Origin of the sequence: Cellulosimicrobium protaetiae, from assembly GCF_009708005.2 — a bacterium.
GTDB classification, from domain to species: domain Bacteria; phylum Actinomycetota; class Actinomycetes; order Actinomycetales; family Cellulomonadaceae; genus Cellulosimicrobium; species Cellulosimicrobium protaetiae.
The window spans coordinates 4,150,759-4,171,042 of the sequence record NZ_CP052757.1 but is presented as its reverse complement, the minus strand read 5'-3'; the positions used below and the strand labels follow the sequence as shown (position 1 = coordinate 4,171,042).

Sequence of the window (20,284 nt, the reverse complement as noted above, 5' to 3'; positions counted from 1 at the left end):
AGCGGGGCGGCGCCGGGACGCGCGCCGACGCCTGCCCGTCGAGGCACGGCACGGGGTACCGTCCGGACGTGGACCCGAGCCGACTCGACGACATCACCCTCCGCCTGCGCGCCGCCGGGTGCGTCTTCGCGGAGGACGAGGCCGCGCTCCTCGCCGAGCGGTCAGACGACGACGCGCACCTCGAGGCGCTCGTCGCGCGCCGCGTCGCGGGCGAGCCTCTCGAGCACGTGCTCGGGTACGTCGACTTCCACGGGCTCCGCGTCGCCGTCGACCCCGGGGTCTTCGTGCCCCGCCAGCGCACCGCGCTGCTCGTCGACGAGGCGGCCGCGCTCGGGCGCCGGACCGCGGGTGCGGTCGCGCTGCACGACGACGCGCTCGACGACATCCCCGACGACGCGCCGGGGAACGCGCCCGACGACGGCCCCGAGGGTTCGCGGGTGGTCGTGGTCGACCTGTGCTGCGGTGCGGGGGCGCTCGGGCTCGCGACGGCGACGGACCTCGGCGGCCTGGCCGACATCGAGCTGCACGCCACGGACGTGGACCCGGCCGCCGTCGCGTGCGCCGCGCGCAACGTCGCCGCCGTCGGCGGCACCGCCCACGAGGGCGACCTGTTCGGCCCGCTGCCCGTCGCGCTCCGGGGACGCGTCGACCTGCTGCTCGCCAACGTCCCGTACGTCCCGACGGGCGAGATCCCGTTCCTGCCGCGCGAGGCGCGCGACCACGAGGCCCACGTCGCGCTCGACGGCGGGGGCGACGGGCTGGAGGTGCTGCGCCGGGTGGCGACCGAGGCGCCGGAGTGGCTCGCGCCCGGCGGTCACCTGCTCACCGAGTCGGGCGAGCGGCAGTCGGCGGGCGCCGTCGCGGTGCTCGAGCGCGCCGGGCTGGTCGCGCGCGTCGTCCGGGACGAGGAGATCGGCGCGACGATCGTCGTCGGGACCCTCCCCGCCAAGACGTGAGACGTAGCCCGGGAGCAGTGTCGATCCGGGGCCACGATCCCCTTCTCGGCAGGTCCCGCGGGTAGACGCGCAGGTCTCGGAGCAAGGATCCAGCCTCACGCGACACAGGCTTGGACGTGGGCGTCACGGAGGACGTGCCGGCCCGCGGAGGGGAAGCCGATCATGAGTGACCGACGAGGACGACGGCGTCCGCACGGACTCGCCGCGGCGCTGTTCGTCGCCGTGCTGCCCGCGTGCGGTGGCCCGGGTGGCCTGGTCACCGCGTGCCCCGCGATCGGCTACGTGGCACGCCTCGAGGTCCGGCTCGACGACTCCTGGCAGGACCGGGACGCCTACGGTGTCGTCGTGAGCTGCGTCGGTGTGGAGACGTGCGGACTCGTACGCGACGGCACGATCCAGCCCGGGCCGGAGCCGGTCCCCACGACGATCGCGCCGGTCCAGCCGGTCCAGCCGGTCCAGCCGGTCCAGCCGGCCTCGCCGGACCCGCCCGAAGCCGCCGGGACGTCGCCCGAGCCGACGAGGGAGGACCCGCAGGCCGAACCGTCGCGAGGCGACTGGACGGGCTCCGCGCTGAACGGCCCGGTCGGGCCGATCGTCGTGCGCGTCGTGGAGCTCGCGTCGGGTGACGTCGTCGTCGAGCGCGAGGTGGATCCGGAGTTCCTGCCGACGACCGGTGACTTCGGGGCCGAGTGCGGCGGGCCGTCGGTCGCGACGGTCTAGGTCGCCGACCCGCGGGCGTGACGCCTACGCCGAGGACGGCCGCAGGAGCGCGCGGATCTCCTTCTCGGCCTGCGCGGGCGTGAGCGCGCGGCAGCCCAGCGACTCCCAGTGCCGCACGAATCCCGGCTCGGCCCGCAGCAGCGCCCATCCGCGCCGGAACAGCGTGGGCGGCGGCTTGCGCATCTCCGCGAGGTCACGCAGGAGGCGGAACCAGAACGTCACCAGACGGTTGCGGCGCAGGCAGATCGCGTCGGCGAGCACGTCCTCGGCTCGCAGCGCGGCGACGATCTCCGCCGCGAAGATGCCCTCCGCGAGCACGACGCGCGAACCCGTGACGTCGAGGTGGGTCATCCCCGTGCGCGTCGACGTCGGGATGTCGTAGACCGGCACGTCCGCGTGCCCCGTGCGAGCCAGGTCCACGAGCGCCGCGACGGCATCCGTGGCGTTCCACGAGCGCGGGTCGTCCCAGTCTACGATGCCGAAGCGCTGGGGCAGGTTGGGATGGTCGTGGTCGAGGTAGAAGTCGTCGAGCGCGACGACCGGGAGGCCGAGGCGCCGCGTGAGCGACGTCTTGCCGGAGCCGGACGCACCCGTGAGGAGCACGATGCGCGTCGGCACCTCGCGCGAGCCCGGCGGGAGGTCGAAGAGGGCCGGGTCCGCGCCCGAGTCGTCGGTCTCCAGACCGGGACCGGGTCCGGCCTCGACCGGGAGTCCGTCGTGGTGCTGAGGGTCGCTCACGGGACACCATTCTCGCAGCGCGTGGAACCCGGCGCCCCCACGACGGACCTCGCTCCCACCACCGAGCGGCGCGCTCCCGGTCGAACGACGCACTCCGTGGTGCTTCGCTCGCGCGCCAGTGCATCGCTCGCGCGCCAGCGCATCGGTCGCTCGACGGTGCAACGGTCGCCGACGGTGGACGGCCGTCACCGTGCGGGCGCGCGCACCCGGCCCGCGTAGCCTTCCCCGGTGACCGCTCTCGACCCCGCCGCACTGCTCGCCCGTGACGCCCTCGCCCGCCTCGACCGGTGGGAGCCGGCCGACGACCGGCAGGCGGCGCTCGCGGCCGAGTACCGCGCGTTCGTCCGCGGCGATGACGACTCCGGCGCGCGCGCCGACGCCGTCCGACGCGAAGGCGGCCCGCAGCACCTCACGGCGAGCTGCTTCGTGCTCAGCCCGGACCTGGACCGCGTCCTGCTCTGCTTCCACCGCAAGGGTCAGTTCTGGGTCCAGGTGGGCGGCCACACCGAGCCGGGCGACACGACGCTCGCCGGGTCTGCCTACCGCGAGGCGCGCGAGGAGAGCGGGATCGCCGACCTCGTCCCGTTCGACCCGGACCCGGAGCTGTCCGTCGACACGGACGCCGCGCCCTGCACGGACGCCGCGTCCCGTATCGACACCGTGCCTGCTGCCCCGGTCGACGTGCACCGGCACGACCTCGCTGCCGCGTTCGGCACGTGCCGCACGCACTGGGACGTCGGGTTCGTCGCGTTCGCCGACCCGGACGCACGCCCGGTCGTGAGCGACGAGAGCGAGGACGTCGCCTGGTTCCCGGTCGACGCGCTGCCGCCCGGCACGCCGCCAGACTTCACCGCCCGCCTGGCGACGGTCCTCGCCGAGGTGCGCCACCGCCGTCGGGCAGGACTCCCCGCGAGGTAGAACGCTGGTTCGCCGAGGGAGAACCGTGGTCGCGACGACGGTTCTCCCTCGCGCCACCACGGTTCTCCCTCGCGCCACCACGGTTCTACCTCGCGCGACTACGGTTCTCCCTCGGCGGGGTGAGGACCACGTGCAGGGTGCGCGGGCCGTGGACGCCCTCGACGCGGGAGAGCTCGATGTCGCTCGTCGCGCTGGGGCCGCTGATCCACGTCTGCGGTCGCTCCGGGTGTGCGGCGAGCAGCCGCACGGCCTCCGGGGCCGTCCCCACGACCTGGTCGGTGCGCACCACGCACACGTGCAGGTCGGGGACGAGCGTGATCGCGCGGCGCCCCTGGTCGGGCTCGCCGTCGAGCACGATCGTCCCGGTGTCGGCGATCGCCACGCGCGCCGCGGTGACGACGGCGTCCACCTGATCGAGCTCGTCGGGAGTGCGCGGGTCGTCGCGTGCATCGGGCACGACGGCGCTCCCGGCGCCCAGCGCGCCCAGCCACGCGGTGTCAAGCTCGGGCGGCACGACGACGGACGTGGCGTCCGCGAGCAGGTCGCCGACGATCGCCGCCACCTCGCCGGGGGTGGCGGCCACGTGTACGTGCGCCCGGTAGTCGACGAGCCGATCGACGAGGACGTCTACGGCCTCCGGCGACCCGGGCGCGAGGTCGCCGCGCTCGCGGTACGCCCGCGGGACGGAGCCGGACGCCGCCGAGCCGGTCGTCGTCGACCCGCCGAGCGCGGCGCGGACGCGGCCGAGGACGTCGTCGCGCGCGCTCATCGGCCCTCGCCCTTCTCGCCGAACCCGGGGTCGTCCCCCAGCAAGGGCTCATCCTGAGGAGTGATCCCGGGTTCGGCGAACCCTGGGTTGTTCCTCTCCGCAGCCCCATTTCGGGGAGGGATCCCGGGGTCGGCGGGCGGGGCGGTGGGGGCGGGGCGGGTGCGCCACCAGTCGCGGAAGGTCTGACTCGCGGGGGCCGGGAGGTCGCGTGAGCGGGTCCACGCGGACGCGGGCGGCGGGAGGGTCGAGATCCGGCCCTCCGATCCGGCGACCACGCGCCCCAGTCCCGCCGCCTTCTCTGCGAGCTCGAACCGCCGCGCGTCGGACATGACGTACGACGCGGCCTTCATGGCGGCGCCCCAGCCGGTGGGGCGGCCGCGGTCGGCGTCGACCTCGCGGGCCCGGAGCTCGACGAGGATCGACGGGATGTCGATCTTCACGGGGCACACGTCGTAGCACGCGCCGCACAGCGTCGAGGCGTAGGGGAGGGACGCGTTCGGGTCGTGGTGGCCGGACAGCCCGCCGGAGGACTTGGTGAGCTGCGGCGTGAGGATGGCGCCGATCGGGCCGGGGTACACCGACCCGTACGCGTGGCCCCCGACGCGCTCGTACACCGGGCACACGTTGAGGCACGCGGAGCAGCGGATGCAGTGCAGCGCGGCCCGTCCGACCTCGTCGGCGAGGACGTCGGTGCGGCCGTTGTCGAGCAGCACGAGGTGGAACTCCTGCGGGCCGTCGCCGGGCGTGACGCCCGTCCACAGGGAGGTGTACGGGTTCATGCGCTCCCCGGTGGACGAGCGCGGCAGGAGCTGGAGGAACACCTCGAGGTCGGTGTACGTGGGCACGACCTTCTCGATCCCCATGACGGTGATGAGCGTCTCGGGGAGCGTGAGGCACATGCGCCCGTTCCCCTCGGACTCGACGACCGTGAGCGTCCCCGTGTCCGCGACGCCGAAGTTCGCGCCGCTGATCGCGACCTTCGCGGAGAGGAACTTGCGGCGCAGGTGGGCGCGCGCGGCCATCGCGAGCTCGCGCGGCACGTCGGACAGGTCGGGCGGGGCGTCGCCCATCCGGGCGAGGAAGATCTCGCGGATCTCCGCCCGGTTGCGGTGGATGGCGGGCACGAGGATGTGCGACGGCATATCGTCGGCGAGCTGGACGATGAGCTCGGCGAGGTCGGTCTCGTATGCGGCGATCCCCTCCGCGGCGAGCGCCTCGTTCAGCCCGATCTCCTGCGTCGCCATGGACTTCACCTTGACGACCTCGTCGACACCCTTGGCCCGGACCAGGTCCGCGACGATCCGGTTCGCCTCGTCCGCGTCGCGCGCCCAGTGCACGACGCCGCCGCGCGCCACGACGTTGCGCTCCAGCTCCTCGAGGAGCTCGGGCAGGCGCGCCATGACGTCGGTCTTGATGGCGGAGCCCGCGTCGCGCAGCGCCTCCCAGTCCGGCACCTCGCCGACGACGGCGGCGCGCTTGGCCCGGATGGTCGAGGTCGCGTGCGCGAGGTTGCGGCGGAGCTGGGTGTTCTGGAGCGCCTCGCGCGCCGCGTCGGGGAACGACCCGCCCCAGCGCAGCGGTGCGTCCGGGTGCGGCACGTCGCCGAACGCGTCCGACGCTGCCGCTGCACCCGCCGAGGTGCCGTGCCCTCCGGGGCGGGCGACGTCGTCGGGCAGGGTGCGCGCGCCGCGCCGCACGGGCAGGCCGAGGAACGTGCGGCTCACCGGGCACCTCCGCGCGTCGACGGGCCGGTCCCGGCCGGGGCGGGCTCGTCCTTGGTGGACGCGAGGATCTCGGCGAGGTGCAGCGTGCGGACACCCGCGCGGATGCGGGAGAGCCCGCCGCCGATGTGCATGAGGCACGACGCGTCGCCCGCGGTGAGGACCTCGGCACCGGTGGACTTCACGTGCGTCATCTTGTCGGCGAGCATCGCGGTCGACGTCTCGGCGTTCTTCAGCGCGAACGTGCCGCCGAACCCGCAGCACGCCTCCGCCGCGGGCAGCTCGACGAGGTCGATGCCCTTGACCGCGCGCAGGAGCCGCAGCGGCTTGTCGCCCACGTGGAGCATGCGCAGCGAGTGGCACGTCGGGTGGTAGGTGACGCGGTGGGGGAAGTAGGCGCCGACGTCGGTCAGGCCCAGCACGTCGACGAGCAGCTCGGAGAGCTCGTACGTCTTCGCGGCGACCGCGTCGGCGGTGCGTGCGAGCTCGTCGAGCCCGGCGCGTCGGCACACCATGCCCTGCTGGTGCCGCACGGACCCGGTGCACGACCCGGACGGGACGACGACGGCGTCCCACTCGCCGTCGAGCACGGGGGAGAAGGCCTCGACGTGGTTGCGCACGACGGGGACCGCCTCGTCGAGGTAGCCGGTGTTGACGTGCATCTGGCCGCAGCACGTCTGGCGCTCGGGGAAGAACACCTCGTGCCCGAGGCGCTCGAGGAGGAGGGCGGTGGCGCGCGGTGCCTGGGGGAACATCACGTCGCCGATGCAGGTCGCGGTGAGGGCTATGCGCATCGTTGCTCCGGGGGAGGGCGAGTCGGTCCAGTCTCGCCGGGCCGCGTCCGCGCCGCCTGCCGAGACCGCCGCGGTGAGGCGCCGCGGCTGTGGTCTGACCACAGATCGTCCACTGTAGACCACGCGACCGCATGTGGTCTGACCACAGTGCCGCGAGGTCGCCTACCCTGGGCGGGTGCGCACCCACGAACGCGTCCTCGCCCGCATCGAGGCGGACCTCGCCGCGGGCCGCTGGGCGCTCGGCGAGCGGCTCCCGGCCGAGCGCGCGCTCGCCGAGGAGCTCGGCGTCTCGCGCCCCTCGGTCCGCGAGGCGATCCGCGTCCTCGAGGCCATGGGCATCGTGCGCACCGCCGTAGGGTCCGGGCCCGACGCCGGGGCGACCGTCGTCGACCGGCCCGCCGCCGGCCTCGGGGCGGCCGTGCGGCTGCACGTCGCGTCGGGGACGCTCGCCGTGCGCGACGTGGTCGAGACGCGCGTGCTCCTCGAGACGTGGGCCGCCGGCGCGGCAGCCGAGCGGGTCGTCGCCGCGCAGGGCACCGGCGAGCGGGGGGCCGACCCGGGGCCGGGCACGCCCGAGGTCGCCGAGGCGCTCGCCGCGGCGCGCGCGCTGCTCGACCGCATGGACGACCCGGCGCTCGCGGCCGACGGGTTCCGCGAGCTCGACGCGTCGTTCCACGTGCTCCTCGTGCGGCTCGCGGGCAACCCGCTCGTCGAGGCGGTCATGACCGGGCTGCGCGGCGCGATCGAGTCGTACGTCGCCGCGGGGAGCGCGGACCTGCCGTCCTGGGAGCGGACGGCGGCACGCCTGCGTGCCGAGCACCGCACGGTCCTCGAGGCCGTGGCCGCGGGCGACGGCGAGCGCGCGGCGTGCGAGGTCCGCGCCCACATCGAGGGCTTCTACGCCGAGACGGGCCAATGAGGGCCACCCGCGGTGACGCGCTGCGGGCGTGCGTCGCCGCGCCATGTTCGGGGCGTGACGGTCGATCCAGGGTCCCGCGAGATCGGCCTGAGCGTTCGAGATCGACCCTCGGTGGGTCGATCTCGCGACGGCTAGGGTGATCTCGCGGGATGCAGGGCTGCCAGGCGGCGTTCCAGGAGGCGGCGGTCGCCCTCGCGATCGACGAGCGTCAGGGCGCGGCGCAGCTCGACGGCGGCCTCTGCGGGCCGTCCGGCGCGCACGAGCAGCTCCGCCCGGACGGCAGGCAGCAGGTGGTACCCCGCGAGCGTGGGCTCGGCGGCGATGGCGTCGAGCGCGGCCAGGCCGGCGTCCGCGCCGTGCACCTCGGCGACCGCGACCGCGCGGTTGAGCGCCACGACCGGTGAGTCCGTGAGGTCGAGCAGCACGTCGTACAGACCGAGGATCTGCGGCCAGTCGGTCGCGGCGGCGTCGGGGGCCTCGTCGTGCAGGGCCGCGACGGCGGCCTGCACCTGGTAGGGCCCGGGGCGGCCGACGGCGAGCGCCACCTCGAGCTCGGCCACGCCCTCGGCGATCTCGTCGCGGCGCCAGCGCGCGCGGTCCTGCTCGGCGAGGGTCCGCGTCGAGCCGTCCCGGTCGACGCGCTCGTCCCGGCGGGCGTGCTGGAGCAACAAGAGGGCGAGCAGCCCGCGGGCCTCGGGCTCGTCGTCGAGCAGCCGCGCGGCCAGGCGCGCGAGCCGGACGGCGACGTCGGCGAGCGCGCGCCGTTCGGCCGATCCCTCGACCACGTCGGCAGGCTCCGCCCAGGCGTCATAGCCCTCCGTGAAGAGCACGTACAGGACGGCGAGGACGCCGTCGACGCGCTCCGCCCGGAGCTCTGCGGGCGGCACGCGGAACGTGATACCCGTCGCGCGGATGCGGCGCTTGGCCCGGACGAGGCGCTGCGCCATCGTCGCCTCGGGGACGAGGAAGGCGCGTGCCACCTGGGCGGTCGTCATGCCGGTCAGCGACCGCAGGGTGAGCGCGACCCGGGCCTCGACGGGCAGGGCCGGGTGGCAGCACGTGAACAGCAGGCGCAGGAGGTCGCCGTCAGGGTCGTCGAGTACCCACGCGTCGTCGTCGAGGCCGACGGCGACCTGCTCGACGACGGGGTCGGCGGTGGGGCTGCCGTCGCGGGGACCCGGGTCGACGCGCTCGCCCAGGCGTCCCGACGCGGCGACCCGGTCGGCCTCGACCCGGCGCCGTCGGAGGACGTCGATCGCGTGCCGGCGGGCCGTCGTCGTGAGCCAGGCGCCGGGCCGCTCGGGGACGCCGTCGCGGCCCCACGTGCGCAGCGCGGTCGCGAACGCCTCCTGCGCGGACTCCTCGGCAAGGTCGAGGTCGCCCGTGCTGCGCGCGACCGCGCCGAGGACGCGTCCCCACTCGGTGCGGAACGCGTCCTCGACGGCGCGGCTCGGGTCCGTCACGACCGACGAGTCACGACCCGTCGAGGTCGAGCGGCCAGGCCGGGTGCAGCTCGATCGCCCCGCCGTACGCCATGGGGTGCTCGGACGCGATGGCGATCGCGGTGTCCAGGTCGGGCGCCTCGAGGACGTCGAACCCGGCGATCGTCTCCTTGGTCTCGGAGAACGGCCCGTCGGTGACGAGGACCTTGCCGCCGCGCACCCGGACGCCGACGGCGTCCTCCGCCGGTCGTAGCCGGTCGCCGACCACGGCGGCGCCGCTGCCGTAGTGGCGCCCGACCCACTCCTCGATCGGGGGCGCCGCCTCGAACTCCTCGGGGCGCAGGTCAGGGTCGTGCGGCGTGCCGAGCACGAGCATCAGGTAGCGCATCAGAGGTCCTCCGCCCTCGTCGTCGCGGGCCGGCGGAGCACCGTCGTCCCGTAGAGCACCACGTCGGCGACGTCGATCCCGTCGCCGACGCTGCGCCGTCCGTCACGGTAGCGCGCGAGCTCCGGCGGCTGCTCCCGGTTCGCCGCGAGGATCGTCTCCAGAAATCGCATCGTGCCTCCTCCGTCGGTGCGGCCCGTGCGGCCGCTCACCAGGACGACGAAGCCCGGGCTGCGAGATCGACACGTCGCGCCGACGAGTTTTCTGGTGCCGGTCAGGCCAACTGGGGCGGGCGTGGAGGGGTCGGCGACGCGCCCGCGCGGCGGGCCTCACCGCGATCCGGGGTGGTCACGGGTCTCTCCGGGGACCGTCTCAAGCGTGAGTGCGGGGTATCTGCAGTCCAGACGGCTCTCGAACAGCAAATTTCCGCACTCAGCGGGGGGCGGGGGTGGGGTAGGACGCCTTCGGCAGGTGGTAGGCGAGGTCGACGGCGGTCTCGACCGCCTCGTCGAGGTCGAGGCAGTGCTCGGCGACGAGACGGGCGAGGTGGCCCGCGTCGATGCGGCGCGCGAGGTCGTGGCGCGCCGGGATGGAGCAGAACGCGCGCGTGTCGTCGACGAACCCGCTCGTGTTGTAGAAGCCCGCGGAGTCGGTCGCGGCCTCGCGGAAGCGGCGCATGCCGTCGGGGGTGTCGAGGAACCACCACGGGGCGCCGAGCCGCAGCGCCGGGTAGACGCCGGCGAGCGGCGCGAGCTCGCGCGAGAACGTGTCCTCGTCGACGGTGAACGCGATCATGCGGAAGCCCGGGTGGTGGCCGAACGCCTCGAGGACGGGGCGCAGCGCGCGCACGTACTCGGTGCGCTCGGGGATGTCGTAGCCCTTGTCGGGCCCGTAGGCCTGCGCGATGCCGGCGCAGTGGTCGCGCAGGACGCCGGGGTGGAGCTGCAGGACGAGCCCGTCCTCGGCCGACATCGCGGCCATCTGGAAGAGCATGTGCGCGGAGAACGCCCGCGCCTCGGCCGCCGTGACCTCGCCGCGCAGCGCGCGGTCGAGGATGCGGGCGGCGTCGGCGTCGTCGAGCGGGGTGGTGTCGGCCGTCAGGTGGCCGTGGTCGGTCGCGCGGGCTCCTGCCGCGACGAACTCGGCACGGCGGGCGCGGAGCGCGTCGAGGTAGGACCGGTAGTCGACGACGTCCGTCCCCGCGGCCGCGCCGAGCTCGGCCACCTGCGCGGCCCAGTCGGCGCGGTCGACGTGCAGCAGCGGGTCGGGGCGGAACGTCGGCACGACGCGCTCGCCCCAGCCGTCCGCCGCGAGGCGCGCATGGTCGGCCAGCGGGGACTGCGCGGGGTCGGTCGTCGCGAGGAGCTCGAGGCCGAACCGCTCGAACAGCGCGCGCGGGCGGTACTCGGGGCGCGCGAGGCGGTCGACCAGGTGGTCGTACAGCGCGTCCGCGGTCTCGGCCGACGGCCTCACCGGGGCGCCGAAGACCTCGACGAGCGCGTGCTCGGTCCAGTAGCGCGTCGGGGTGCCGCGGAACAGGTGCCAGCCCGCGCAGAACCGGCGCCAGATCTCGCGCGGGTTCGTCTCGGCGGGGGCGGTGCCGGAGGGGGCACCGGGCAGCGGCTCGACCCCGAGGTCCTGCACGCCGCGCACGCCCGGCGACCCGTGCGGAGACGTGCTCTGGGCGACGAGCATGCGCACGAGGTAGTGGTCGGGCGTGACGAACAGCGCGGCGGGGTCACCGAACGGGGTGTCGTCGGCGAACAGCGCGACGTCGACGTGGCCGTGCATCGAGACGATCGGCAGGTCGCGCGTCGCGGCGTAGACCTCGCGGGCGAGCGGTCGGAGCACGGGGTCGGCGGGGAGCGCGCGGTCGGGGTGCAGGGACCACGGCGCCGTCGCGGTGGTCGGGTCCAGGTGGGCCGTGCTCGTCACGGGTTCCTCCAGAGGCGTCGTTGCGAACGTTTGCATCCTACGTCATCGGTACTCCGATGGTGTTCCGTCGCCGAGCGCTACAATCGTTCGCAGCCCCGGTTCTCCCCGCGGGGCCCCGAGCGCCGAGGAGGCAGCCGTGGTCACCGTCCGTGACGTCGCCCGCGAGAGCGGGGTGTCGATCTCCACGGTCTCGCGCGCCCTCGCCGAGCCCGAGCGGGTCGCCCCCGAGACGCGCGACCGCGTCGTCGCCGTCGCGAACCGTCTCGGGTACCGGCCCAACCGCGCCGCGAGCGGGCTGCGCGCCGGACGGACCGGAGCCCTCGGGCTCGTGGTGCCCGACCTGGAGAACCCCTACTTCGCGTCCGTGACCAAGGGCGTGCAGGCGCGGGCACGCCAGACCGGCCACGCCGTCTTCGTCGTCGACGCGGGGGAGGACCCCGCGCTCGAGACCGAGCTCGTGACCGGGCTGCGGTCCCAGACGGACGGGCTCGTGCTGTGCTCCCCGCGCGCGGCCGAGGCGGACCTGGAGGCCGCGCGCGACGCCCCCGTCGTGCTCGTCAACCTCCGTCATGACGGCGTCCCGTCCGTCTCCTCCGACGACGCGCACGGCGTCGTCCTCGCCGTCGAGCACCTGCGCGCGCTGGGCCACCGCCGCGTCGCGTACGTCGGCGGGCCCGACCGGTCGTGGTCGGACGCGCGGCGCCGCGCGGGCCTCGACGCCGCCCGCGAGCGCTACCCGGACGTCGAGACCGTGACCGTCGGGTCGTTCCGCCCTCGGGTCGAGGGCGGCCGCGCCGCCGCCGACCTCGTCGTCGCGTCGGGCGCGACGGCGGTCCTCGCCTACAACGACCTCGTCGCCCTCGGCCTCGTCGCGCGCCTGCGCGAGCGCGGGGTCGACGTCCCGCGCGACCTCAGCGTGGTCGGGTTCGACGACACGTTCGTCGCGACCCTCGCGACGCCCCCGCTCACCACGGTCCGCACCGACCTCGCGCGCCTCGGCGCCCGCGCCGTCGACCGCCTGGTCGCGGTGCTCGGCACACGCCGACCGAGCGGGTCCGACGGCGACCCCGCGGCCGCTCCCACGGCGTCACCGGACGACGTCCTCCCGGTCGAGCTCGTGGTCCGCGACTCCACGACCCTCGCCCCCACCAGCGAGCTCTCGGTCCCCCCGAGGTAGACCCCTGGTCTGCCGAGGTAGAACCGTGGTCTGCCGAGGTAGGCCCCTGGTCATGCGAGTGGCGGGCTTGCGGCCGCCCGGCTGAGGACCGACCAGGGCGAGACGACGCCGGTCGGGGTGAGTGGTGGTGCCGCGTCGTGGCGGGCTTGGCGGGAGCCGCGAGGAACGAGCGGCGGATGGTAGACGCGGCACCACCACTCACCTCGACCACCCAACGCAACCATGCGCCGTCGGGCACGACCACGGTTCTACCTCGCGTGACCACGGTTCTATCTCGCGGTACCAGGGTTCTACCTCGGCGGACGACGGACCCGGGGCCGCCTCGCGCGCCGGGTGGCGCGTGGGACGACCCCGGGTCCGGGACCGGCACGGTCAGCCGCAGGACGGCTGGCCGTGCTCCGGTGTCGCGACGGTCTGCCGCTCGTCAGAGGTGTCGGACGGACGGGCGGTGACGGTCACGGATCCGGCCGTCGGGTCCTCGACGCCCCGGACGGCGAACGACTGGTAGGCGTTCTTGCCGGGGGCGACGTCGGTGAACGTCTTGGACCCGAACGGCGTGTCGAGGACGACGTCCAGGGGGACGGTGTCGTCGTTGACCGCGCGCACGGCGACGTACGGCGTGCCCGCGAGGCACCGGACCTCGGCGGTCGCGGTGACCGCGACCTCCTCCTGGCCGGGCTCCTCCACGCTGGGGAGGCGCTCGATCCAGATGTTGCGGAACCGCGGGTTGAGCCCGGGGTCGCCGTGGTCCTGGAGCTTGATGTACCCCGACGTCGGGCCCTCGTTCTTGCCGTTGCCGGTCTTGCCGGTGACCGCGACGTCGTCGTGCACGACCTGCCCGTTCCACACGAGGGTGATGCGGGCGTCCTCGGTCTTCTTGCCGTCGGGGCCGAAGCGCGCCGCCCGGAACTCGAGGTCGTACGTCTGCCACGTGCCCATCGGGGTCGCCGCGTTCACGTCCGGGGCCTTCTGCAGGTAGATCGCCCCGGCGTCGTTGTTCTTGGGCGGGTCGATGCCGAAGGACTCGAGCACCTGCACCTCGTAGCGCTCCTGGATGTAGACGCCGCTGTTGCCGCGGGCCTGACCGGTCTGGGAGGGGTCGTGCTCCGGCTGGTACCACTCGACGTGCATCCGGAAGTCGTCGAACTTCTCCCGGGTGCGGATGTCGCCGCCGAACGACTCCACGGACCCGTCGGCGATCGGCCACGTGGCGGGACCGCCGCCGTTGACGGCTGCCCACTGGTCGAGGTCGTCGCCGTCGAACAGGGTGACGCGCTCGGTCGGGGTGACGGTGAGACTGTCGAGGTTGACGTGGCCGATGTCGTCGTCGTCGTGCCGGATCGTGATGGTGTTGGCGCCCTCGCGCAGCGGCACGGTCTCGACCTGGGTCGCCCAGGTGGACCACGCCACGGTGCTGTCGAACCAGACCTGCTTGAGCTTCTCGCCGTTGACGTAGAGGCTCAGGTTCCTCGGCAGCGGCGCGGGGTCGCTGTTCTGGCCGTTGGCGTAGCGGATCGCGAGATCGTGCGGGCCGGCCTCCTCGGTGCGGACGGCGAACGTCGTCTGGGCGCCCGGCTCCCAGTTGCGGTCGACGAACCCGGAGCCCGAGTAGCCGGCGTGGTTGCTGTTCCAGCCGGCGCCGCCGCTGATGTCCGCGGCCTCGGCCTCGTAGACCGGCGGTGCGACGGAGCCGTCGGGCAGACGCGTGAGGGTGTACCACGCCTCGGTGCTCCACAGCTCCTGCCCGGTCTCGGACGCGAACGGGCGCGGGGAGTGGACGTTCACGACGCGCCCCGGCTTGAGCCCGTCGATCTGGAGCGTGACGGTCTTGCGGTCCTCCGACACGGTCGCGGAGGTGACGTCGAGGTCCTCCTCGTCGACCTTCGGACCGCCGTACTGCGGGGTCGCGACGTAGCGCCACTGCGCGGCGGTGTACTTCGACGCGAGGTCCTGCGCCGTCTCCTCGGAGAGCGGCTGCGTGTACTCGATCTCGAACCCGCCCTCGACGGCGCGCATCGCGAGCATGTCGAACGCGTTGTTGTCGTCATACGTGAGCTTCTGGAGCCCGTAGGAGAGCTTGCCCGCCTGGCCCCAGTTGCCGGACCAGCCGATGCCGCCCACGTAGATCGCGCCGTCAGGACCGACGCTCGTCCGGCTCACGCCGGACTCCAGGCCCTGCGTCATACGGAAGACGGCGCCCTGCTCCTGTCCCGCGACGTCCTCGAGGTAGGCGCGCTGGAGGCCGCCGTACGTGACGTCACCGATCGCGAGCTGCCCGGCGAACACGCCCTCGGTGAGCACGACCGGGTTGCTCGGCGAGTTCGAGATCTCGCTGTGCGGCATCCACAGGACCGGCTCGGTGACGGGCTGGTCGTCGTAGGGGCCGTCGGGGTTGGTGAAGTGGTTGTAGAACGCGCCCTCCTCGACGCGCACCAGCTTCGACGTCGGGATGCGGACGCCCTGGTTGTCGGTGACGTACATGCCGCCGTCGGCGCCCCAGCCGAGCCCGTTGGGGGTGCGCAGGCCGCCCGCGACGTACTCGACCTCGCCGGTCTCCTTGCTGATCTTCATGACCGAGCCGCGGTTCTCCGCGAGCTGCGGGTCGAGCGAGTTGCCGCCCGGCACCATGGCGATGCCGGTGGTGACGTAGAAGTAGCCGTCCTCGTAGAGCAGGCCGAACGCGAACTCGTGGTAGTTGCCGCCGAACGGCCAGGTCGCGATCGTGTCGTAGTCGTCGGCGACCTCGTCGCCGTCGGTGTCGACGAGCGCGGTGAGGCCGTCCTTCTCGGACACGTAGATCGTGCCGTCGACGTACTTGAGGCCCATCGGCTCCGTGAGGCCCTCCGCGACCTTCGTGTAGGTCACGTCGTCGGCGCCGGTGTCTCCCTGGACGTGGTCGATCAGGTAGACCTCGCCGCGCTGCGTGAGCCGGTCACCGCCCCACGTGGAGATGGCCAGACGACCGTCGGGCAGCCAGTCCATGCCCGTCACCTGGGGCTGGAAGCCCTCGGGGCGCAGGTCGGTGAGCGTGTAGTCGGGGTGCACCTCGGTGAGCGGCAGACCGTCGCCCGGGGCCTCGGTGACGCCCTCGCACTCCTTGCGGCCGGGCGAGGTGACGCGCGTGACGTCGGCGTCGGTGCTCAGCACGGAGTTCGGGACGACGACGTAGCCCGACGCGCCCGGCGGCCGCCACTCGAGCTTGAGCCGCTGGTCGAACTCGCCGTCGAAGTGGTCGATGCGCAGCGCGCGGTAGCCCGCGTCGAGCTGGATCGACCCCTCCTTCGACGTCGCGCCGTGGCGGCCCGGGTGGTCGACGACGAGCTCGTCGTCGAGCAGCAGGCGCGCGCCGTCGTCGTTCGTGATCCGGAAGTCGTACGTGCCGGCCTCGGGGACGTTCAGGTACCCCGTCACCTCGGTGACGAACTTGTCCGTGAGGCCGAAGTCGGCCGCCGTGGTCCAGTCGATGGTCGGCATGATCTTGTCGACGTTGGGCGTCTGGCCGGGCTTGAGCGTGCAGTAGTCGTCGAGGATGACCTGGACGTCGAAGACGCGCAGCGTCACGCCGGGCTCCTGCGGGCGGATGTCCGCCTGCGCCGCGGCGGGTGCGACGGCGGGTGCCGCGGTCGGGACGGCGGCCTGGGCCGTGAGGACGCCGGACGGTACGGCCAGGGCGGCGAGCGCGGCGACGACGGCACGCCGTCTTCTGCGTCGGTGCCGGGGCGTGACGTGCGCGGGTGGTGCGTCGGTCGAGGGGTGTTCCATCAGCCTGCCTCTCCGTCGAGGACCGTGCGTCGGACTGCGCACAGGGCGCGCATCGGTGCGCTGTGCCGTCACTATCCGGGGGCGTGCGCGGTCCGGGCAACGAGTTGCCACTTGTTGCCCCTGGTCCGCCGGAGGCCGCGCCCGCGGGGTGCGGTCAGGCCGGGCGGGCGGTCGAGCCGCGCTCGACGAGCTTGGCCGGGAGCAGCGTCGGACCGGCGGCGGGCGCGGGCGACGGACGGAGCTGCGCGAGGAGGCGCTGGACTGCGAACGACCCGAAGTGCCGCAGGGGTGCGGCGACGGTCGTGAGGGGTGGGGTGCAGAAGTCCGAGCCGAAGATGTTGTCGAAACCGACGATGCTCAGGTCCCGTGGGACCTCGACCCCGAGCCGGCGCAGCCCGCGCATCGCGCCGATCGCGATGAGGTCGTTGTACGCGACCGCCGCGGTGGCGGGGTGCTTGACGAGAGACTTGGCCGCGGAGAGCCCGCCGGCGAGCGTCGGGGCGAACGGGCCGATCCGCCGCGCCTGGACGTCGGTCTCGCGCGTCGCCTCGCGGAACGCGCGCCAGCGCATCCCGTCGGCCCACGACGCCTCGGGCCCCGCGACGTAGGCGAGGCTCGTGTGCCCGAGCCCGGCCAGGTGCTCGACGGCGCTGCGCATGCCCTGGGCGTTGTCCGTCAGGACGCTCGGGACGTCGGTCATGTGCCGGTTCATGACGACGGTCGGCCGCTGCTTCGCGGCGACCCGGATCGAGGAGTCCGAGAGCCGCGACGTCGCGAGGATCAGGCCTTCCACGAGGGGCAGCGTCCGGTCGAGCGCGCGACGCTCCGCCTCGTCGGACTCGTGGGCGTCGACCATGAGCAGCGTGTACCCGGCGTCGCGCGCCGTCTTCTCCGCTCCCCGGATGATCTCGAAGAAGAAGGGGTTGGTCACGTCGGCGACGACGATCGCGAGCAGCGACGTCCGGCCCGTCGGCAGCCCGCGGGCCAGCGGGTTGGTCCGGTAGCCGAGCTCGGCGGCGACCTGGCGGATGCGCTCCGCGGTCTGCGCGTTGACGCGGCCGGGACGCGAGAACGTCCGCGACACGGTCGAGGGGGCGACGCCGGCGGCTTGGGCCACGTCGTAGATCGTCGGGCTGGCACCATTGCCGGCTGAGGTCATGCGGTCGGACTGTAACGGCCCTGACAGCGCTGGACAACAACCGGTTGTCGCCCTCGTGTCGTGGACATGCCGTGTGACCAGCCGGTACGCGCGCCGAGCCCACCTCGTTCCCCACCCCTGCCACGGCCCGCCCCGCGGCGCGTCCCGTGGCAGCCCCGCGGCAACCGGTGGCAACTCCTTGACGGCCACCCGGCGGCATCCTCCAATGGCTCCGTGATCTCGCGTGCGAACGCGTCCCTGCGCCCGACGGCGGCACGTCGGCGGCCTGGACCCCGACCCTCCGGTGCCGTCCTGGTCGTGCCCGGCGGACGGCGTCGATGAGCCACACCGACCAGGCTCCGCCGGTCGACCTCGCCGTCGACCGGGCCCGTGACGGCGAGGCGGCCGTCCAGGTCGAGGCGGCCGAGAGCGAGCTGCGCCGGCTCGGCCTGGAGGACCTGCGGGTCCACCACCACGGCGAGCTCGCCCGGATCGAGGCCCCCCAGGCGGAGCTGCCCGTCGTGGCGAGCGAGCCCCTGCGCGGTGAGGTACTGCGGGCGGTCCGGTCGGCGGGCTTCCGGCTCGTCGCGCTCGACCTCGGCGCCCCGGCGGACCCCGGCACCTGACGTGCCGGAGCGCCTCCGCGCGGCCCTGCCTGGAGCGCCTCCGACGCGGACCGGCAGCCGGCGACGATCCGTCACCGCACCGTCGCCGCACCGTCGCCGCAACGTCGCCAGGCGGCGCCCAGCGTCGCCGACCGGTGGCAACCGACGGCAACCACGCCCTCTCGCGCGCGTCGCGCTCTCGCACGGTCCGGCACCCGCGGCCCGGTGCGCCTCGCGCCGCGGCTGCTCGTCCAGCGCTGTCAGGTGCAACAAATGGCAACTCGTTGTCCATGCCATGGCCCGCACCTACTGTCCATGCCAGGCGCACGGAGAACGAGCTCCGCGCGCAGGACCTCGACCACCGTCCCGTACGACCCCGCGTCCGCGCCTCACCGGCCCCGCGCCGCCCCTCCGCACCAGCCCCTCCCCGGGCCGGAGGCTGCGGTCTGCGGTCCCACGGTGCCGGTCGCGTCGTCGCACCGGGAGCCCCAGCAGAAGGGAGAGCGCGCGATGTGGACGCTCTCGGGCTTCGCCGACGAGATCTCTCCCGACGTCGAGACGCAGTGCGCCGTCGCCTCCGGGCTCGGGCTGGGTTTCGTCGAGCTCCGCAGCGCGTGGGACACCAACGTGCTCGACCTCGACGACGACCAGCGGGAGCGGGTCGCGAGCCTGCTGCGCCGGCACGACCTCCGCGTCTCCAGCATCGGGTCTCCGGTGGGCAAGATCTTCGTCGACGAGGACTTCGACCCCCACCTCGACCGGATGCGGCACGCCGCGCGCGTCGCGCGCGAGCTCGGGGCGCCGTACGTCCGCGTGTTCTCGTTCTTCGTGCGCCCCGGGACGGACCCGGCGTCGTGGCGCGACGTCGTCCTGCGCCGCATGGAGGCGCTCGCCGACGTGGCGCGCGCGGCCGGCGTCGTGCTGGTGCACGAGAACGAGAAGGGCATCTACGGGGACGTCCCCGAACGGTGCCTGGACGTCGTGGAGTCCGTCGGCTCGCCGCACCTGGCGCTCGCGTGGGACTCGGCGAACTTCGTCCAGGTCGGTGTGCGCCCGTTCACCGACGGCTACGCGCTGCTGCGCCCGCACCTGGAGTACGTCCAGGTGAAGGACGCGCTGGCGGCGACCGGCGCCGTCGTCCCCGCGGGGCGCGGCGACGGCGAGGTGCCCGAGACCGTGCGGGCGCTGCGCGACGACGGCTTCGACGGGTTCTTCTCACTCGAGCCGCACCTGAGCGACGCCCACAGCCTGGGCGGCTTCTCCGGGCCCGAGCTGTTCACGGAGGCCTGGGAGGCCTTCACCACGATCCTCGACGCCGAGGCGGTGCCGTTCCGATGACCGACGCTCCCCGCCCGGACGCCCCGCCGACGACCAGGACCACGACCATGGAGGACCGCACGATGACGACTGCCCAGGAAGTGCGACCGGCCCGCCAGGCGGCGCGACCGCCCGCCGGGGCGGCCCGGCGCTCCGCCCCGCGCACGCGCGGCACGACGTCGTTCGGCAGCCGGGTGGCGGCGGTCGCCTCGGCGGCCTGGCGTCCCGCGCTCGTGCTGCTCGCGCTGTTCGCCGTGTGGTGGTTCGTCGCCTGGCGCGAGCTCGTGCCCGCCTACCTGGTCCCCGCGCCGGGGGCCGTGTGGGACACCATGGTCGAGGACTGGGCCATGCTTGCGGAGCACACGTGGGTGACCACGATGGAGACGGTCGTCGGGTTCGTGCTCGCGGCCGTGATCGGCGTGGCGACCGCAGTGCTCCTCGTCTACTCGCCGACGGCCGAGAAGTCGCTCTACCCGCTCATCCTCTTCGCCCAGGTGATCCCCAAGATCGCGATCGCCCCGATCCTCGTGGTCTGGTTCGGGTTCGGCGCGACGCCCAAGATCATCCTCGCGGTGCTCATCGCGTTCTTCCCGGTCGTGGTCTCGGCCGTCGCCGGGCTCCGGTCGATCGACCCCGAGCTGCTGGAGATGTCGGCGACCATGGGCGCTTCGCGCTGGAAGACGTTCCGCAAGATCCGCTTCCCGGGGTCGCTGCCGCAGCTCATGTCCGGCCTCAAGGTCGCCGTGACGCTCGCGGTCGTGGGCGCCGTCGTCGGCGAGTTCGTCGGCGCCGACCGGGGCCTCGGGTACGTGCTGCTCCTCGCGAGCGGCAACCTCGACGCGCCGCTCCTGTTCGCCGACCTGATCCTCATGTCGCTCATCGGCGTCGTGCTCTTCCTCCTGGTCGAGCTGCTGGAGCGGCTCCTCATCCCGTGGCACGCGTCGCGGCGCGGGAACCTCGTCCTCGCGTCCTCCTGACCCACCCCTGA

18 protein-coding genes are annotated in these 20,284 nt (G+C 74.1%); 8 read left to right on the top strand and 10 right to left on the bottom strand.

Going from position 1 to position 20,284, the window contains the following annotated elements; genetic code table 11:
- Window positions 1-68 precede the first annotated feature (68 nt).
- Both FIC82_RS17945 and FIC82_RS17940 read left to right on the top strand, forming a co-directional pair.
- Window positions 69-956, top strand: coding sequence for a methyltransferase (locus FIC82_RS17945; RefSeq protein ID WP_168732067.1), 888 nt, complete (start codon window positions 69-71; stop codon window positions 954-956).
- A gap of 162 nt (window positions 957-1,118) precedes the next feature.
- Window positions 1,119-1,676 (top strand): hypothetical protein, encoded by a 558-nt coding sequence (locus FIC82_RS17940; RefSeq protein ID WP_154799387.1) that lies wholly within the window; start codon window positions 1,119-1,121, stop codon window positions 1,674-1,676.
- A gap of 24 nt (window positions 1,677-1,700) precedes the next feature.
- Here the strand turns inward: FIC82_RS17940 and FIC82_RS17935 are convergent, their stop codons facing one another.
- Window positions 1,701-2,414, bottom strand: coding sequence for a uridine kinase family protein (locus FIC82_RS17935; protein ID WP_336240110.1), 714 nt, complete (start codon window positions 2,412-2,414; stop codon window positions 1,701-1,703).
- 228 nt (window positions 2,415-2,642) lie between these two features.
- Here FIC82_RS17935 and FIC82_RS17930 point away from each other — a divergent pair, with 228 nt between their 5' ends.
- Entirely contained in the window at window positions 2,643-3,332 is a 690-nt protein-coding gene (locus tag FIC82_RS17930) for an NUDIX hydrolase (RefSeq protein ID WP_253691265.1), read from the top strand.
- A gap of 85 nt (window positions 3,333-3,417) precedes the next feature.
- On the opposite strand, the gene FIC82_RS17925 is transcribed toward FIC82_RS17930, so the two are convergent.
- Genes FIC82_RS17925 through FIC82_RS17915 form a run of 3 tightly spaced genes read right to left on the bottom strand, consistent with a single transcriptional unit; the run spans window position 3,418 to window position 6,616 of the window.
- On the bottom strand, window positions 3,418-4,101 hold the full coding sequence (locus FIC82_RS17925; RefSeq protein WP_154799386.1) for a LutC/YkgG family protein: 684 nt from the start codon (window positions 4,099-4,101) through the stop codon (window positions 3,418-3,420).
- Window positions 4,098-5,825, bottom strand: a complete 1,728-nt coding sequence (locus FIC82_RS17920) for a LutB/LldF family L-lactate oxidation iron-sulfur protein (RefSeq protein ID WP_171445718.1) — start codon at window positions 5,823-5,825, stop codon at window positions 4,098-4,100. The genes FIC82_RS17925 and FIC82_RS17920 overlap by 4 nt, the downstream gene beginning before the upstream one ends.
- Window positions 5,822-6,616: a (Fe-S)-binding protein gene (locus FIC82_RS17915; protein WP_154799385.1), complete on the bottom strand. Its 795-nt coding sequence runs from the start codon at window positions 6,614-6,616 to the stop codon at window positions 5,822-5,824. The genes FIC82_RS17920 and FIC82_RS17915 overlap by 4 nt, the downstream gene beginning before the upstream one ends.
- A gap of 175 nt (window positions 6,617-6,791) precedes the next feature.
- Here FIC82_RS17915 and FIC82_RS17910 point away from each other — a divergent pair, with 175 nt between their 5' ends.
- A complete protein-coding gene (locus FIC82_RS17910) occupies window positions 6,792-7,535 on the top strand; it encodes a FadR/GntR family transcriptional regulator (protein WP_168732066.1) in 744 nt (247 codons plus the stop codon).
- Window positions 7,536-7,666: 131 nt separating this feature from the next.
- Here the strand turns inward: FIC82_RS17910 and FIC82_RS17905 are convergent, their stop codons facing one another.
- The 4 genes from FIC82_RS17905 to uxaC all read right to left on the bottom strand — a co-directional run bounded on the left by FIC82_RS17905 (window position 7,667) and on the right by uxaC (window position 11,297).
- Window positions 7,667-8,998: an RNA polymerase sigma factor gene (locus tag FIC82_RS17905; RefSeq protein WP_168732065.1), complete on the bottom strand. Its 1,332-nt coding sequence runs from the start codon at window positions 8,996-8,998 to the stop codon at window positions 7,667-7,669.
- Window positions 8,999-9,008: 10 nt separating this feature from the next.
- Window positions 9,009-9,365 carry a YciI family protein gene (locus tag FIC82_RS17900; protein WP_154799384.1) on the bottom strand — a complete coding sequence of 119 codons (357 nt, stop codon included), beginning with the start codon at window positions 9,363-9,365 and terminating at the stop codon, window positions 9,009-9,011.
- A complete protein-coding gene (locus FIC82_RS17895; protein ID WP_154799383.1) occupies window positions 9,365-9,535 on the bottom strand; it encodes a hypothetical protein in 171 nt (56 codons plus the stop codon). The genes FIC82_RS17900 and FIC82_RS17895 overlap by 1 nt, the downstream gene beginning before the upstream one ends.
- A 259-nt stretch (window positions 9,536-9,794) precedes the next feature.
- Window positions 9,795-11,297: a glucuronate isomerase gene (gene uxaC, locus FIC82_RS17890; protein ID WP_253691264.1), complete on the bottom strand. Its 1,503-nt coding sequence runs from the start codon at window positions 11,295-11,297 to the stop codon at window positions 9,795-9,797.
- Window positions 11,298-11,433: 136 nt separating this feature from the next.
- Here uxaC and FIC82_RS17885 point away from each other — a divergent pair, with 136 nt between their 5' ends.
- Window positions 11,434-12,474 carry a LacI family DNA-binding transcriptional regulator gene (locus tag FIC82_RS17885; protein ID WP_168732064.1) on the top strand — a complete coding sequence of 347 codons (1,041 nt, stop codon included), beginning with the start codon at window positions 11,434-11,436 and terminating at the stop codon, window positions 12,472-12,474.
- A 372-nt stretch (window positions 12,475-12,846) separates the two neighbouring features.
- Here FIC82_RS17885 and FIC82_RS17880 read toward each other — a convergent pair whose 3' ends face one another.
- Together FIC82_RS17880 and FIC82_RS17875 are read right to left on the bottom strand one after the other, a co-directional pair.
- On the bottom strand, window positions 12,847-16,236 hold the full coding sequence (locus FIC82_RS17880; RefSeq protein WP_253691263.1) for a 3-keto-alpha-glucoside-1,2-lyase-like domain-containing protein: 3,390 nt from the start codon (window positions 16,234-16,236) through the stop codon (window positions 12,847-12,849).
- Between the two features lie 154 nt (window positions 16,237-16,390).
- Window positions 16,391-17,395 (bottom strand): LacI family DNA-binding transcriptional regulator, encoded by a 1,005-nt coding sequence (locus FIC82_RS17875; RefSeq protein ID WP_154799381.1) that lies wholly within the window; start codon window positions 17,393-17,395, stop codon window positions 16,391-16,393.
- A gap of 317 nt (window positions 17,396-17,712) precedes the next feature.
- Between FIC82_RS17875 and FIC82_RS17870 the strand changes: the two genes are divergently transcribed.
- From FIC82_RS17870 to FIC82_RS17860, 3 genes are all read left to right on the top strand, one after another.
- Window positions 17,713-18,000, top strand: a complete 288-nt coding sequence (locus FIC82_RS17870; RefSeq protein ID WP_154799380.1) for an adenine nucleotide alpha-hydrolase family protein — start codon at window positions 17,713-17,715, stop codon at window positions 17,998-18,000.
- A gap of 489 nt (window positions 18,001-18,489) precedes the next feature.
- On the top strand, window positions 18,490-19,317 hold the full coding sequence (locus FIC82_RS17865) for a sugar phosphate isomerase/epimerase family protein (RefSeq protein WP_154800510.1): 828 nt from the start codon (window positions 18,490-18,492) through the stop codon (window positions 19,315-19,317).
- Window positions 19,318-19,379: 62 nt separating this feature from the next.
- Window positions 19,380-20,273, top strand: a complete 894-nt coding sequence (locus FIC82_RS17860; RefSeq protein ID WP_154799379.1) for an ABC transporter permease — start codon at window positions 19,380-19,382, stop codon at window positions 20,271-20,273.
- Window positions 20,274-20,284: the final 11 nt, after the last annotated feature.